Source organism: Streptomyces sp. bgisy100 (genome assembly GCF_057709105.1).
Map to the genome: position 1 here is coordinate 16839 of NZ_JBYITE010000044.1, position 15618 is coordinate 32456.

The 15618-nt window shown below is 71.0% G+C and carries 10 protein-coding genes; 6 read left to right on the forward strand and 4 right to left on the reverse strand.

Translation table 11 applies throughout. The annotated features are described in order from the left end of the window. Positions 1–15: 15 nt before the first annotated feature. The 3 genes from AC3EQ1_RS24640 to metH form a co-directional block, all read right to left on the reverse strand. Positions 16–1620 (reverse strand): ABC transporter substrate-binding protein, encoded by a 1605-nt coding sequence (locus tag AC3EQ1_RS24640; protein WP_432096515.1) that lies wholly within the window; start codon positions 1618–1620, stop codon positions 16–18. A gap of 450 nt (positions 1621–2070) precedes the next feature. Further along, on the reverse strand, positions 2071–2772 hold the full coding sequence (locus tag AC3EQ1_RS24645; protein ID WP_432096516.1) for an HAD family hydrolase: 702 nt from the start codon (positions 2770–2772) through the stop codon (positions 2071–2073). 187 nt (positions 2773–2959) lie between these two features. Beyond that, positions 2960–6466 carry a methionine synthase gene (gene metH, locus AC3EQ1_RS24650; RefSeq protein ID WP_432096517.1) on the reverse strand — a complete coding sequence of 1169 codons (3507 nt, stop codon included), beginning with the start codon at positions 6464–6466 and terminating at the stop codon, positions 2960–2962. A 241-nt stretch (positions 6467–6707) separates the two neighbouring features. On the opposite strand from metH, the gene AC3EQ1_RS24655 reads away from it, so the two are divergent. The 6 genes from AC3EQ1_RS24655 (at position 6708) to AC3EQ1_RS24680 (ending at position 13975) form a co-directional block, all read left to right on the forward strand. After that, entirely contained in the window at positions 6708–7472 is a 765-nt protein-coding gene (locus tag AC3EQ1_RS24655; protein ID WP_388848672.1) for an IclR family transcriptional regulator, read from the forward strand. 267 nt (positions 7473–7739) lie between these two features. After that, on the forward strand, positions 7740–8522 hold the full coding sequence (locus AC3EQ1_RS24660) for an MIP/aquaporin family protein (RefSeq protein WP_432096518.1): 783 nt from the start codon (positions 7740–7742) through the stop codon (positions 8520–8522). 35 nt (positions 8523–8557) lie between these two features. Next, complete coding sequence (glpK, locus tag AC3EQ1_RS24665) at positions 8558–10081, forward strand: glycerol kinase GlpK (RefSeq protein ID WP_432096519.1); 1524 nt, start codon at positions 8558–8560, stop codon at positions 10079–10081. A 2-nt stretch (positions 10082–10083) separates the two neighbouring features. Further along, a complete protein-coding gene (locus tag AC3EQ1_RS24670) occupies positions 10084–11691 on the forward strand; it encodes a glycerol-3-phosphate dehydrogenase/oxidase (protein WP_432096520.1) in 1608 nt (535 codons plus the stop codon). A 213-nt stretch (positions 11692–11904) separates the two neighbouring features. Next, on the forward strand, positions 11905–12573 hold the full coding sequence (locus AC3EQ1_RS24675; protein ID WP_432096521.1) for a FadR/GntR family transcriptional regulator: 669 nt from the start codon (positions 11905–11907) through the stop codon (positions 12571–12573). Between the two features lie 292 nt (positions 12574–12865). Continuing rightward, complete coding sequence (locus AC3EQ1_RS24680; RefSeq protein ID WP_432096522.1) at positions 12866–13975, forward strand: PAC2 family protein; 1110 nt, start codon at positions 12866–12868, stop codon at positions 13973–13975. Between the two features lie 339 nt (positions 13976–14314). Here the strand turns inward: AC3EQ1_RS24680 and mshC are convergent, their stop codons facing one another. Then, on the reverse strand, positions 14315–15544 hold the full coding sequence (gene mshC, locus AC3EQ1_RS24685; protein ID WP_432096523.1) for a cysteine--1-D-myo-inosityl 2-amino-2-deoxy-alpha-D-glucopyranoside ligase: 1230 nt from the start codon (positions 15542–15544) through the stop codon (positions 14315–14317). Positions 15545–15618 lie beyond the last annotated feature (74 nt).

The following is a 15618-nucleotide window of genomic DNA, read 5'->3' on the forward strand; positions in this document are numbered from 1 at the left end:
CGGGGCCGACGGAGGTCAGCCGGAGGTTTCCCGGCCCAGCTCCCAGAGCTGCAGTACGGAGGAGGAGCTGAGCGCCCACTCCGCACCGGTCACGTCGTCGCGGGTCGCGACGTACTGCTTGCCCTGCCACAGCGGCAGCACCGGTACCTCGTCCGCAACGATGTCCTGGGCCTGCCCGAACCCCGCGGCGGCGGCGCTGCGCTCGGTCTGCCGCCGGGTCTGCGGGATGAGCCGGTCGCGGATGGTGTCGTTGCGGTACGGCGTGTTGAGGAAGTTGTTCTTGGCGAAGAACGGGTCCATGAAGTTGTCGGCGTCCGGGAAGTCCGGGAACCAGCCCATGCCGTAGACCTGGTACTCGCCGTCGGACTGGGCCGGGCGGAAGGTCTTCCACGGCACGCCCTTGACCGACACGTCGAACAGGCCGCTCGCCTCGAGCTGCCGGCGGAGCGTGCGGAACTCCTTGGCGGTGGCCGCGCCGTAGTGGTCGGTGGTGTACGTGAGCCGGAGCTTCACCGGAGTGTCGATGCCGGCCGCGCGCAGGGTGCCGCGGGCCTTCTCCGGGCTCGGGTCGCCGTACTTGTTGAAGAACGAGTTGACGTGGGAGCCGACGCTGGACGGGACGATCGAGTACAGCGGCTGGGCGGTGCGGTCGTAGACGTCGCGCACCAGCGCCTGCCGGTCCACGACCTCGGCCATGGCCTGCCGCACGGCCTTGCGGCCCGCGGTGCCGTCGTCGGTGTCGAAGCCGAGGTAGCGGATCTCCTGACCCGGGGCCTCGACGACGTCGATGCCCTCGGTGTCGCCGCGCTCCAGCCGGCCGATCTGGTCGGGCGACATGGAGCGGGTCATCAGGTCGATGTCGCCCTTCTTCAGGGCGTCTTCCATGGCGTCCGCGCTCTTCAGGAAGCGCATCTCGACCTGGTCGTTCTTCAGCTTGAGCCCGCCCTTGTAGTGCGGGTTCCGGCTGAAGACGGCGGAGACGACCTGGCCGCCCCGCTCCTCGGTCCGCAGGGTGTACGGGCCGGAGCCGTCGACCGCGAAGCCGTTCCGGAGCTTCGAGCCGTGGTACACCTGCGCGTCGACGATGGCCGCGGCCGGGGTCGCGAGCTTGTACGGGAAGGTCGCGTCGGGGGACTTGAGGTGGAAGACGATCTGCCGGTCGTTCGGCGCCTCGACCGCGTCGACGCCTGAGAGCAGCGACACGGGACCGTTGGGGTCCTTGATCTTCAGCGTCCGGTCGACGGAGAACTTCACGTCGTCGGCGGTGAGCGCGTGACCGTTGGCGAACTTCATCCCGCTGCGCAGCGTGCAGCGGTACTGCTCGTTGTTCTGGTCCGAGAAGCCGCACCGGGAGGCCGCCTCCGGCACCGGCTCGCCACCGGAGCGGGGCAGCGCCATCAGCGTCTGGAAGGTGTTCCGCAGGATGTTCCAGGACGCGGCCTCGTACGCCAGCGCGGGGTCGAACGGGGCCGGGAAGGCCTTGGTGGTGACGAAGGTGTCGGTGGTGCCGACGACGATCGGCTCACCTCCGTCGCCCGCCTCGTCCGAAGCGCCGCAGCCGGCGAGGACAGGAGCCAGCAGACCCACTACGGCCGGTAGCACCAAGGTCTTGCGATTCATCGTCGGCGGTCTCCTGCTGGGCGGTCGAACCCGGGGACCATACCGAGGACGGGTGAACAGGTCGCGGGGTTGCGGCAAAAACGTCTCGCGTCGAGATTAGTAGCCGCGGCCAGGCGGGCCGGAACGGGCCGGAGTTGAGGCAATATCACGCCCCGGCAGCACCTGACTACTGTCCAGCATCCGGACGTTGGAACGATAGCCACGACGGAGCATCAATACGGACAGAAAGGTGCCGCTCCACCCCCGCGAACCCCCCTGCCGGCAGGCCCTCGTGAACCTGTCGAGACCCCGGTGGGTGAGAAACGTCACTGCTTCAACTGTCCCCGGAGGGCAAGTGAATTCGGCCGGGGCGCGGGCCGGAGGTGCCGGACCCCGGTGCACCGGAGACTGACGCACGGGACACGATCCGGCGCCTCGCCGGAGAAGGCGGGAGCACCCGCCGGGCCCGCCTCACGGTGTCCCGGTGACGATGCTCCGCAGGAACGGAAGGTCCACTTCCTCCAGCGAGCGGACGACCGTGCGGCCCGCGGCGGGTTCGATGGGCACCACCGAGGGGACCGCCACCACCCGGCAGCCCGCGGCCTCGGCCGCGGCCACTCCGGTCGCGGTGTCCTCCACGACCGCGCAGCGGGCCGGGTCGGCGCCCAGTCCGGCGGCGGCCAGCAGGTACGGGTCGGGGTGCGGCTTGGTGCGCTCCACCTCGTCCCCGGCGACCGTCAGGGCGAAGTGCTCCTGGCCGATCGACCTCAGCACCCGGTCGATGATGCGCCGGTGCGAGGCGGAGACCAGGGCGGTGGGGACCCGGTGGGCGGCGAGCTCCAGAAGCAGCCGGGAGGCGCCGGGCATCAGCGGGACATGGCCGTCCACCAGCTCCTCGAACCGGTTGTTCAGCCGCAGGGACAGCTCGGGGAGCGTGATGTCGGCCCCGGTGGCCTGGATCAGATAGGAGGCGCTGCGGGTCATGGGCCCGCCGATCACCACTTCGCGGTGCTCCTCGCCGAGCGCATGCCCCAGGTCGGCGAAGACCCCGACCTCCGCCTGCCACCAGAAGCCCTCGGTGTCCACGAGCGTGCCGTCCATGTCGAGGAGCACGGCTTGCAGGGCGGAGCCCTCGGCCGTACGGGTGTCGAGTGCGGGGACGATGCTGGTCATCCGTGCTCCTCTCGTCTGGCTGTCCCAGAGGGACAAAGGGGCCGGCCGCTGCCCCGGGCGGGGGCGGCGACCGGCCTTCACCGGACCGACCATTGTACGACGATCCCGGTTACCGAGCGTTGTTCCGCACGATCCGGACCGGCCGGAGCGGCCGGCCCGGAGGTGCGGTGCGGAGCGTCGGCCCTGCTCAGCGGGCGTTGAAGTACTTCGCCTCCGGGTGGTGGATCACGATGGCGTCGGTGGACTGCTCCGGGTGGAGCTGGAACTCCTCGGAGAGCTGGACGCCGATCCGCTCCGGCTGGAGCAGGTCGGCGATCTTCGCCCGGTCCTCCAGGTCGGGGCAGGCCCCGTACCCCAGCGAGAAGCGCGCGCCCCGGTACTTCAGGGCGAACATGTCCTCCACGTCCGCCGGGTCCTCGCCGGCGAAGCCCAGCTCGGCGCGGACCCGTGCGTGCCAGTACTCGGCGAGGGCCTCGGCGAGCTGCACGGACAGCCCGTGCAGCTCCAGGTAGTCGCGGTAGGCGTTGTCGGCGAACAGCTCGGCGGTGGCCTCGCCGATCCGGGAGCCCACCGTCACCACCTGCAGGCCCACGACATCGGTCTCGCCGGATTCCTCGGGGCGGAAGAAGTCCGCCAGGCAGAGCCGGCGGCCGCGGCGCTGGCGCGGGAAGGAGAAGCGGGTGCGCTCGCTGCCGTCGTCGTTGAGCAGGATCAGGTCGTCGCCCTTGGACACACACGGGAAGTAGCCGTAGACCACCGCGGCCTCCAGCAGGTTCTCGGTGTGCAGCTTGTCCAGCCAGCCGCGCAGCCGCGGGCGCCCCTCGCTCTCCACGAGCTCCTGGTAGCTGGGGCCGTCGCCCTTCCGGGCCTCCTTGAGGCCCCACTGGCCCTTGAACAGCGCGCCCTCGTCCAGCCACGAGGCGTAGTCGCCGAGCTGGATGCCCTTGACCACCCGGGTGCCCCGGAAGGGCGGGGTGGGCACCGGGTTGTCGGTGGCGACGTCGGAGCGCACCGTGCCCTCGTCCTCGGGCAGCTCCGCGACCGCCGCGGGGCGGGCCGGGACGCGGCGCTGCTTGAGCTCGGGCAGGGTCGCACCAGGCACGCCCCGCTTGACCGCGATGAGGGCGTCCATCAGGCGCAGCCCCTCGAAGGCGTCCCGGGCGTACCGGACCTCGCCCTCGTAGATCTCATGGAGGTCCTGCTCGACGTACGCCCTGGTCAGGGCCGCGCCGCCCAGGATGACCGGGAAGTCGGCGGCCAGCTTGCGCTGGTTGAGCTCCTCCAGGTTCTCCTTCATGATCACGGTGGACTTCACCAGCAGGCCGGACATGCCGATCACATCGGCCTTGTGCTCCTCGGCCGCCTCCAGGATCGCGGAGACCGGCTGCTTGATGCCGAGGTTCACGACGTTGTAGCCGTTGTTGGACAGGATGATGTCCACGAGGTTCTTGCCGATGTCGTGGACGTCGCCGCGGACGGTGGCGAGGACGATGGTGCCCTTGCCCTCCGAGTCCGACTTCTCCATGTGCGGCTCGAGGTGGGCCACCGCGGTCTTCATCACCTCGGCGGACTGCAGGACGAACGGCAGCTGCATCTGGCCGGAGCCGAAGAGCTCGCCGACGACCTTCATGCCCTCCAGCAGCGTGTCGTTGACGATGTCCAGGGCGGGCCGCTCGCCGAGCGCCTCGTCGAGGTCGGCCTCCAGGCCGTTGCGCTCCCCGTCGATGATGCGGCGGCGCAGCCGCTCCTCCAGCGGCAGGGCGAGCAGTTCCTCGGCCTTGCCCGCCTTCATCGACTTGGTGTCGACGCCCTCGAAGAGTTCGAGGAAGCGCTGCAGCGGGTCGTAGCCCTCGCGGCGCCGGTCGTACACCAGGTCCAGCGCGACCTGTCGCTGCTCCTCCTCGATCCGGGCGATGGGGAGGATCTTCGAGGCGTGGACGATGGCCGAGTCCAGCCCGGCCTCGACGCACTCGTTGAGGAAGACGGAGTTCAGCACCATCCGGGCGGCTGGGTTGAGGCCGAAGGAGATGTTCGACAGGCCGAGCGTGGTCTGCACGTCCGGGTGGCGCCGCTTGAGTTCGCGGATCGCCTCGATGGTGGCGATGCCGTCCTTGCGGGACTCCTCCTGGCCGGTGGCGATGGTGAAGGTCAGACAGTCGACGATGATGTCCGACTCGAGGACGCCCCAGTTGGTGGTGAGGTCCTCGATGAGGCGCTCGGCGACGGCCACCTTGTGCTCGGGGGTACGGGCCTGGCCTTCCTCGTCGATGGTCAGCGCGATCAGCGCGGCGCCGTGCTCCACGGCCAGCCGGGTGATCCTGGCGAACCGGGAGTCCGGGCCGGCCCCGTCCTCGTAGTTGACGGAGTTGATCACGGCGCGGCCGCCGAGCTTCTCCAGACCGGCCTGGATGACGGCGGGCTCGGTGGAGTCCAGCACGATCGGCAGGGTGGAGGCGGTGGCGAACCGTCCGGCGATCTCGGACATGTCGGCGACGCCGTCCCGGCCCACGTAGTCGACACACAGGTCGAGCAGGTGGGCGCCCTCGCGGATCTGGTCGCGGGCCATCTCCACGCAGTCGTCCCAGCGGGCCTCCAGCATGGCCTCGCGGAACTTCTTCGAGCCGTTGGCGTTGGTCCGCTCACCGATGGCGAGGTAGGAGGTGTCCTGCCGGAACGGGACGGTCTGGTAGAGCGAGGCGGCGCCGGGCTCGGGCCGCGGCCGGCGCTCGGTGGGCGTCATGTCGCGCACCCGCTCCACGACCTGGCGCAGGTGCTCCGGGGTGGTGCCGCAGCAGCCGCCGACGAGGGAGAGGCCGTACTCGCGGACGAAGACCTCGTGCGCGTCGGCCAGCTCCTCCGGGGTGAGCGGGTAGTGGGCGCCGTTCTTGCCCAGGACCGGCAGACCGGCGTTGGGCATGGCGGAGACCCGGGTCCGGGCGTGCCGGGCCAGGTAGCGCAGGTGCTCGCTCATCTCGGCCGGGCCGGTGGCGCAGTTCAGGCCGATCATGTCGATGCCGAGCGGCTCCAGCGCGGTGAGCGCGGCGCCGATCTCGGAGCCCAGCAGCATCGTGCCGGTGGTCTCGACGGTCACCTGGACCAGCAGCGGCAGGTCGGCTCCGGTCGCCGCCAGTGCCCGCCGGGCGCCGATCACCGAGGACTTGGTCTGCAGCAGGTCCTGGGTGGTCTCCACCAGCAGCGCGTCCGCGCCGCCCGCGATCAGGCCCTCGGCGTTCTGCTGGTAGGCGTCGCGCAGTGCGGGGTACGGGGCGTGGCCCAGCGTGGGGAGCTTGGTCCCCGGGCCGATCGAGCCGAGCACCCAGCGGTGCCGGCCGTCGGCGGAGAACTCGTCCGCGACCTCACGGGCGATCCGGGCACCGGCCTCGGACAGCTCGAAGATCCGGTCGGCGATGTCGTACTCCCCCAGTGCGGCGAAGTTCGCACCGAAGGTATTGGTCTCCACGCAGTCCACGCCGACCGCGAAGTACTCCTGGTGAACGGAGCGGACGATGTCCGGCCGGGTGACGTTGAGGATCTCGTTGCAGCCCTCGAGCTGCTCGAAGTCCTCCATCGTCGGTTCCTGAGCCTGGAGCATGGTGCCCATGGCCCCGTCGGCCACCACCACTCGGGTGGCGAGTGCCTCGCGCAGTGCGGAGGCTCGGTCGGCTGCGGCGGACGATGGCGCTTTCGAGGCCATGGATCAGCTCCCTGGGATGCGACGGCTGTCGGCTTTGCGCCCGTCCGGGGACGGCGCACGCGGCAAGCCTAACCTTCGGGGCCGTCGGCGACTCGGGCGTATCAGCGGGCGGACAGCCGGGACGTACCGAGGGGTGGGCGCGGGACCGGTTTCGGAGGCAGACTCTGTGTCGCTACCACGGGGTCGACATCAGCCGATAGTGTTCGGCATTGTCGAATCCGTAGTTGGAGGAGGTTGCCCGATGGCGCGGACGATCCAGTCGCTCGAGCGAGCGGCTGCGATGCTGCGGCTGCTGGCCGGTGGCGAACGGCGGCTCGGCCTGTCGGAGGTGTCCGAGGCGCTGGGGCTCGCCAAGGGCACGGCGCACGGAATTCTGCGCACCCTCCAGCAGGAGGGCTTCGTCGAGCAGGACCCCGCGTCCGGGCGCTACCAGCTGGGCGCGGAGCTGCTCCGGCTGGGCAACAGCTATCTGGACGTGCACGAGCTGCGGGCCCGGGCCCTGGTGTGGACGGACGACCTGGCGCGGTCCAGCGGCGAGAGCGTCTATCTCGGCGTCCTGCACCAGCAGGGCGTCCTCATCGTCCACCACGTCTTCCGGCCGGACGACAGCCGGCAGGTCCTCGAGGTGGGTGCGATGCATCCGCTGCACAGCACGGCCCTGGGCAAGGTGCTGGCGGCGTACGACCCGGTGGCGCACAGCGAGGCGGCGGAGGGCGACCGGAAGGCGTTCACCGGCCGGACCGTGACCGACCTGACCGCCTTCGAGGGAGTGCTCGACCTGACCCGGGCACGTGGCTGGGCCGCCGATGTGGAGGAGACCTGGGACGGCGTCGCCTCGGTGGCCGCCCCCATCCACAACCGGCGCCGGATGCCGGTGGGTGCGGTGGGGATCACCGGCGCCGTGGAGCGGGTGTGCCAGGACGGCGAGCTCCGCTCGCAGGTGGTGGCGGCGGTGCGGGACTGTGCCCGCGCGGTCTCCCGGGACCTGGGGGCCGGGCGCTTTTGACAGCGCCGCGGCGCACGCCCCACGGGCCGGCCGCACTCTCCGCGTCACGCTTGGACAACGGAACGAGTTCGAGGTCCCGGCCCTATTGACGCGGTCCGACCCGTGGAGAAAACTGCCGTTCGCCGGTCGGCATTGTCGAACACCTGACGACAATATTCGCTATGGTGGGGCTCGCTGCGGACCGGCCACCGCCCTCACCGAGGGCGCGGGCCAACGGGAGGGACCCCGTGGCCCGCCTTCCCCTGGACGAAGGACAAGGAGTCGCGGGTGTCCAGCTCCGACATCTTCATCGGCGAGACCATAGGTACCGCCGTACTCATCCTGCTCGGCGGCGGTGTCTGCGCCGCCGTCACGCTGAAGCGCTCGAAGGCCCAGAACGCCGGCTGGCTGGCCATCACCTTCGGGTGGGGTTTCGCCGTGCTCGCCGGTGCCTATATCTCCACCAGCCTCTCGAAGGCCCATCTCAACCCGGCGGTCACCGTCGGCCTGGCCGTCGACAGCGGCCAGTGGGGCGATGTGCCGTTCTACCTCGCCGGTCAGATGCTCGGCGCGATGATCGGTGCCACATTGGTCTGGTTGGCGTACTACGGCCAGTTCCAGGCCCACCTCACCGACCCGGAGATCGTCTCGAAGACCTCCGGCGAGGAGGGCATGGTCGACCAGGACTCCGCTCCCGCGGCCGGCCCGGTGCTCGGCATCTTCTCCACCGGCCCGGAAGTCCGGAACCCGGCACAGAACCTCATGACGGAGATCATCGGCACCGCGGTGCTGGTGCTGGCGATCCTCGCCCTGGGCCTGAACAAGGGTCTCGGCGACGGTGGTACGGGGACCCTGATGGTCGCCCTGGTCGTCGTGGGCATCGGCCTCTCGCTCGGTGGCCCGACGGGGTACGCCATCAACCCGGCCCGTGACCTCGGACCGCGTATCGTGCACGCTCTGCTGCCCCTGCCGAACAAGGGCGGCTCGGACTGGGGCTACGCATGGGTCCCGGTCGTCGGCCCGCTGATCGGTGGCGCCCTCGGCGCCGTCATCTTCCAGCTCGCCTTCTGAGCCCCTCCCCGACTCTTCAGACCACAGGAGCAACCGTGACCGACGCACACACCGCCGGCCCCTTCATCGCGGCGATCGACCAGGGGACGACCTCCAGCCGCTGCATCGTGTTCGACAAGGACGGCCGGATCGTCTCCGTCGACCAGAAGGAGCACGAGCAGATCTTCCCGAAGCCGGGCTGGGTCGAGCACAACGCCGCCGAGATCTGGACCAACGTCCAGGAGGTCGTCGCCGGTGCCCTCGACAAGGCGGGCATCACCCGCGAGGACATCAAGGCGATCGGCATCACCAACCAGCGTGAGACCACGCTGCTCTGGGACAAGAACACCGGCGAGCCGGTGCACAACGCCATCGTCTGGCAGGACACCCGCACCGACGGCCTGTGCAAGGAGCTCGGCCGCAACGTCGGCCAGGACCGCTTCCGCCGTGAGACCGGCCTCCCGCTGGCCTCGTACTTCGCCGGTCCGAAGATCCGCTGGCTGCTCGACAACGTCGAGGGACTGCGCGAGCGCGCCGAGGCCGGCGACATCCTCTTCGGCACCATGGACTCCTGGGTCATCTGGAACCTCACCGGTGGCACCGAGGGCGGCGTGCACGTGACGGACGTCACCAACGCCTCCCGCACCATGCTGATGAACCTGCACACCATGCAGTGGGACGAGAAGATCCTGACCTCGATGGAGGTCCCGGCCGCGGTGCTGCCGGAGATCCGCTCCTCCGCCGAGGTGTACGGCACCGCCAAGGGCGTCCTGGAGGGTGTGCCGGTCGCCTCCGCACTCGGTGACCAGCAGGCCGCACTGTTCGGCCAGACCTGTTTCGCCGAGGGCGAGGCGAAGTCGACCTACGGCACCGGCACCTTCCTGCTGATGAACACCGGCGACAAGGCCATCAACTCCTACAGCGGTCTGCTGACCACCGTCGGATACCGGATCGGCGACGAGCCCGTGGTGTACGCGCTCGAGGGCTCCATCGCCGTCACCGGCTCCCTGGTGCAGTGGATGCGCGACCAGATGGGCCTGATCAACAGCGCCGCGGAGATCGAGACCCTGGCGAGCTCGGTCGAGGACAACGGCGGCGCGTACTTCGTGCCGGCCTTCTCCGGCCTGTTCGCCCCGTACTGGCGCTCCGACGCCCGCGGTGTCATCGCGGGCCTCACCCGGTACGTCACCAAGGCGCACATCGCGCGCGCCGTGCTCGAGGCCACCGCCTGGCAGACCCGCGAGATCGTCGACGCGATGAGCAAGGACTCCGAGGTCGAGCTCAGCGCGCTCAAGGTCGACGGCGGCATGACCTCCAACAACCTGCTGATGCAGACGCTCTCGGACTTCCTGGACGCGCCCGTGGTGCGCCCGATGGTCGCCGAGACCACCTGCCTCGGCGCGGCCTACGCCGCCGGTCTGGCCGTCGGCTTCTGGCCCGACACCGACGCCCTGCGCGCCAACTGGCGGCGGGCGGCGGAATGGACCCCCCGGATGGACGCGGCCGTTCGCGACCGCGAGTACAAGAGCTGGCTCAAGGCCGTCGAGCGGACCATGGGCTGGATCGAAGACGAGGAGTAATCATGAGCACCCTGCAGAGCGTCCCGACTCTCGGGACGCACCCGGCTGCCGGTTCGACCCCGAGCCGCGCCGAGACCCGGGAACGGCTCTCGAAGGCCACATACGACCTCCTGGTGATCGGCGGCGGCATTCTGGGCACCTCGGTGGCCTGGCACGCCGCGCAGTCCGGGCTGCGGGTGGCAATGGTGGACGCCGGCGACTTCGCCGGCGCCACCTCCTCCGCCTCCTCCAAGCTCGTCCACGGCGGCCTGCGCTACCTGCAGACCGGCGCGGTCAAGCTGGTGGCGGAGAACCACCACGAGCGGCGGGTGCTGGCCAAGGACGTGGCCCCGCACCTGGTCAACCCGCTCACCTTCTACCTGCCGGTCTACAAGGGCGGCCCGGTCGGCGCCGCCAAGCTGGGCGCCGGTGTCTTCGCCTACTCCGCGCTGTCCGCCTTCGGCGACGGCGTCGGCAAGGTCATATCCCCGGCCAAGGCCGTCGCCGGGAACCCGGGCCTGCGCACGGACAACCTGAAGGCCGTCGCGGTCTACTACGACCACCAGATGAACGACTCGCGGGTGGCCGTCATGACGGTCCGCGCCGCCGCCGAGTCCGGTGCCGTGGTGCTCAACCACGCCGAGGTCACCGGCCTCCGCTTCACCCACGGCCGGGTCAGCGGCGCCGAGCTCAAGGACCGCCGCGACGGCACCGAGTTCGGTGTGAACGCCCGCGTGGTGCTCAACGCCACCGGCCCCTGGGTGGACCACCTGCGCACGATGGAGGACAAGGGCGCCGCGCCCAGCATCCGCCTGTCGAAGGGCGCGCACATCGTGCTCAAGCGCAAGGCGCCGTGGAAGGCCGCGATGGCCACCCCGATCGACAAGTACCGCATCACCTTCGCCCTGCCGTGGGAGGACCAGCTGCTGCTGGGCACCACCGACGAGGCCTACGAGGGCGACCCGGCGGATGTCCGCGCCACCGAGTCCGACATCCAGCAGATCCTGGATGAGGCGGCGTTCTCGGTCCGGGACGAGCACCTCGACCGGGACCTGATGACCTACGCGTTCGCCGGTCTGCGGGTGCTGCCCGGCGGCCCCGGCGGCGTGGAGTCCGCGAAGCGGGAGACCGTGGTCTCCGAGGGCCGCGGCGGGATGCTGTCGGTCGCGGGCGGCAAGTGGACCACGTACCGGCACATCGGCCGCACCGTGATGAACAAGCTGGCGCAGCTGCCCGGCAGCCCGCTGAACGAGGACATGGAGCCGGTCTCCAGCCTCGTCCGCCGGGTGCCGCTGCCCGGCATCGCCAACCCGAACGCGGTGGCGCACCGGCTGCTGGTCGACCGTGAGCCCGGCGTGCGGATGGACCCGCTGACCGCCCGTCAGCTCGCCACCCACTACGGCTCGCTCTCCTTCGACATCGCCCGCCTCGTCAACGAGGACCCGTCGCTCGGCGAGCGCATCCACCCGGACGGTCCGGAGATCTGGGCGCAGGTCGCCTACGCCCGGGACCACGAGTGGGCGGAGACCGTCGACGACGTGCTGCGCCGCCGGACGACGCTGACCATCCGCGGCCTGGACACCGACGACGTCCGCGCCCGGGTCGAGGAGATGCTGGCCGACAAGGCCTGAGCACGCCCGCGCCGCACGGCGGAAAGGGGGAGAGGCCACCGGGCCTCTCCCCCTTCGGCGTACGCTCACCGCACCGGCCCCCGTACCGCACGGAGCCCGGTTCCCGCCGGATGACGTCATGCTTCGGACAAGGCGTCCCCCGCAGGGCATAAGGTGCCCGGCAGACATCGGAGGTCTGCCCCGGAGGAGCCCGGCCCCGGACGAGGAGCGCTGATGGCCGTCACGGACGAGGCGATCGAGAAGATCAAGGCAATGATCGTCTCGGGCGCGCTGCGCCCCGGTGACCGGCTGCCCCGGGAGAGCGAACTCGCCGCGGAACTGGGCCTGTCCCGGAACTCCCTGCGCGAGGCGGTGCGCGCCCTCGCCCTGATGCGGGTCCTCGACGTACGGCAGGGCGACGGCACCTATGTGACGGGCCTCGCTCCGCAACTGCTGCTGGAGGCCCTGGCGTTCGTGGTGGACTTCCACCGCGACGACACCGTGGCGGACTTCCTGGCCGTCCGCCGGCTGCTGGAGCCCGCGGCGACGGCCCTGGCCGCGGCACGGATCGACACCGCGACGATCGAGGCGCTCGGCGACCGGCTGGACGCGCTCGGGCCGCACCCGTCGGTGGAGGAACTGCTCGCCGCGGATGGGGAGTTCCACCGGACCGTCGTGCGGTCCGGCGGCAACGCGGTGCTGTGCTCCCTGCTGGACGGACTGGCCGGCCCGGCCGCCCGGGCGCTGGCCGGGTACGCCCTGACGGAGGACGCCGTGAGCCGCATGCTGCACGAGCACCGGGCGATCCTGACCGCTCTGCGCGACCGCGACGCGGAGGCGGCCCGGTCCTGGGCGACGGTTCACATCGCGGGCGTGGAGCAGTGGCTGCGCTCGGCCGACTGACCGCCTGGCGCCCTGTCATCCACCCGCATCAATGGCTGGATCTGCACGCTCTCGGCGTAAGTGCATCCGATCTTGTTCGGAGATCCGATGTATCGGCCCCCGGGAAGGGCCTCCCGGGGCGGTCCCGGGGCATTCGCCCAGGACAGCTCGGATGAATCTTCAGCCGACTCCGGCCGGGGGCTGCGGACCCACCGGCCCGAAGCCGTAGGCTGGGGGCGCACGTATTCGGTACGCAGAGGAATGACAGCCGGGGCGGTCCCACACCACGCTCCCGGTCGGAAGGAGGCGCTGGGTGATCGAGCTCGAGGGGGTTCCCGAGCTGATCGACCCGGTCATGGTGGCCGCGTTCGAAGGCTGGAACGACGCCGGCGACGCCGCCTCCACCGCGGTCGCGCATCTGGACCGGGAATGGAAGGGCGAGGTCTTCGCGGCGCTGGACGCCGAGGACTACTACGACTTCCAGGTCAACCGGCCGAACGTCTTCGTGGAGGGCGGGGTCAGGAAGATCACGTGGCCCACCACCCGGCTCTCGGTGGTCCGGATCACCGGCCCCAAGCCCCGCGACCTGGTCCTGGTGCGCGGCATGGAACCGAGCATGCGCTGGCGCTCGTTCTGCAATGAAATCCTGGGCTTCGCCCATGAGTTGGGCGTGGAGATGGTGGTGATCCTGGGCGCGCTGCTCGGCGACACCCCACACACCCGGCCGGTCCCGGTCAGCGGGGTCACCTCCGACCCCGACCTGGCCCGCACGATGGACCTGGAGGAGACCCGGTACGAGGGGCCCACCGGCATCGTCGGCATTCTGCAGGAGGCCTGCACCCACGCGGGCGTACCGGCCGTCAGCCTCTGGGCCGCGGTGCCGCACTACGTCTCCCAGCCGCCGAACCCCAAGGCGACCCTGGCCCTGCTCAACCGGCTGGAGGACCTGCTCGGACTGCGCATCCCGCTGGGTGAGCTGCCCGAGGACGCACGGGCGTGGCAGGTGGGGGTGGACCAGCTGGCCGCCGAGGACAGCGAGGTCGCCGAGTACGTCCAGTCGCTGGAGGAGGCCCGGGACACCGCCGAGCTCCCGGAGGCGTCCGGGGAAGCCATCGCCCGGGAGTTCGAGCGCTATCTGCGGCGGCGGGACGGCCAGCCGGGGCCGGGACAGCCCGGCGGGCACGCGACCGAGGGCGGGTCCACGGCCGACGGCCGGGAGAGCGGCCCGTTCCTGCGGGACGGCTCGGGCGGACGGAGCCGTCCGTCGAAGCCGGCCCGGTCCGACGCGGACGACACCGGGTCCGGCACCGGCACGGAGTCCGACTCCGGTACCGACGCGGGGGCCGGGACGGACTCCGGTTCCGAATCCGCCTCCGACCCGGGCCCGGAGTCGGGTACGGGGACCGGCGCCGGAGACGAGTAGAGCGGGGGCGGCACACCGCTCACCGCCGCCCCCTACCTGCCTAACACCCTTGCTCTTCCGCTGCCCGGTTGCCCGCTTCGGCCCCCGGCCACCACCGGGCCGGGGCGAGCGCGGCGAGGCAGCACCCCTCGGACCCCTGCGGAGCCGAAGACCGAGCCCACGCCCGGCTCCCGCACACCGCGTCCGGTCACCCGACCGGTGCTCCCCCGTGCCCCACTGTCCCGATCGACACTGTCCCGATCGACACTGTCCCGATCGACACTTCCCCGATCAACGCGACGGGGGCGCCTCCCGCAACGGGAAGCGCCCCCAACAGCCCGATCACCGTGGGACGGTGGGTCAGAGTGCGACGCCGAGCAGGGCGTCGACGGCGCGCGACACCAAGCCGGGCGCCCCCTCGTCGGTACCGCCCTCGGCGCGCTGAACGGCTGCCCAGCGGTCCACGGCGGCGAGCGCCGCGGGTGCGTCGAGGTCGTCCGCGAGCGCCGCGCGGATCTCTTCGACCAGGGCGTCGGCCGACGGCCCGTCCGGCCTGGAGACCGCGGCCCGCCAGCGGCCGAGGCGCTCGACCGCCTCGTCGAGCACGGCGTCCGTCCACTCCCAGTCCGACCGGTAGTGGTGCGCCAGCAGTGCCAGCCGGATCGCCGCCGGATCCACCCCGTCCCGCCGGAGCGCGGACACGAAGACCAGGTTGCCCTTGGACTTGGACATCTTCTCGCCGTGCAGCGCGACCATCCCGGCGTGCACATAGGTCTTCGCGAAGGGGTGCTCCCCGGTGAGCGCCTGGGCGTGCGAGGCGCCCATCTCGTGGTGCGGGAAGGCCAGGTCGGAGCCGCCGCCCTGGACATCGAAGCCCATACCGAGGTGGTCCAGCGCGATGGCGACGCACTCGATGTGCCAGCCGGGGCGGCCCCGGCCGAGGCTGGCGCCGTCCCAGCTGGGCTCGCCCTCCCGGGCGGCCATCCACAGCATCGGGTCGAGCGGGTTCTTCTTGCCCGGCCGATCCGGGTCGCCACCGCGCTCGGCGGACAGCAGCCGCATCGCCTCGGCGTCCAGACCGGAGACCGAGCCGAAGGCGGGGTCGGACTCCACGGAGAAGTAGACGTCCCCGTCGAGCTCGTAGGCCGCACCGATGTCGCGGAGCCGTTCCACGAGCGGCACGATGCCGGGTATGGCCTCGACGGCGCCGATGTACTCGCGCGGCGGCAGCATCCGCAGGGCCGTCATGTCCTCGCGGAACAGCGCGGTTTCGCGCTCGGCCAGCTCGGCCCAGTCCGTTCCGGTGTCCTCGGCCCGCTTCAGGAGAGGGTCGTCCACATCGGTGACGTTCTGGACGTAGTGAACCTGCCGCTTCGTGTCCAGCCAGACGCGCTGGACGAGGTCGAACGCGTTGTAGGTCGCCGCGTGCCCCAGGTGAGTGGCGTCGTACGGAGTGATGCCGCAAACGTAGATGCGGGCGACGGGACCGGGATCGAGGGTGATCGGGCCCCCGGTCGCTGTGTCGTGAATCCGGAGGTCGCGGCCACTGCCGGGCAGGGCGGGAACCTCAGAAGCGGGCCAGGCATACATGCCTTGAGCCTAACCGGATGTACGTTCCCCCAACGAACCGGACCGCAGGGTTGGCCGGATCGGCCCTCTTGCGC

Bases quoted from the DNA above. Each gene is read 5' to 3' on its own strand.
- AC3EQ1_RS24640 (WP_432096515.1), bottom strand. From the start codon at position 1,620: ATGAATCGCAAGACCTTGGTGCTACCGGCCGTAGTGGGTCTGCTGGCT.
- AC3EQ1_RS24645 (WP_432096516.1), bottom strand. From the start codon at position 2,772: ATGACCAGCATCGTCCCCGCACTCGACACCCGTACGGCCGAGGGCTCC.
- metH (WP_432096517.1), bottom strand. From the start codon at position 6,466: ATGGCCTCGAAAGCGCCATCGTCCGCCGCAGCCGACCGAGCCTCCGCA.
- AC3EQ1_RS24655 (WP_388848672.1), top strand. From the start codon at position 6,708: ATGGCGCGGACGATCCAGTCGCTCGAGCGAGCGGCTGCGATGCTGCGG.
- AC3EQ1_RS24670 (WP_432096520.1), top strand. From the start codon at position 10,084: ATGAGCACCCTGCAGAGCGTCCCGACTCTCGGGACGCACCCGGCTGCC.
- AC3EQ1_RS24675 (WP_432096521.1), top strand. From the start codon at position 11,905: ATGGCCGTCACGGACGAGGCGATCGAGAAGATCAAGGCAATGATCGTC.
- mshC (WP_432096523.1), bottom strand. From the start codon at position 15,544: ATGTATGCCTGGCCCGCTTCTGAGGTTCCCGCCCTGCCCGGCAGTGGC.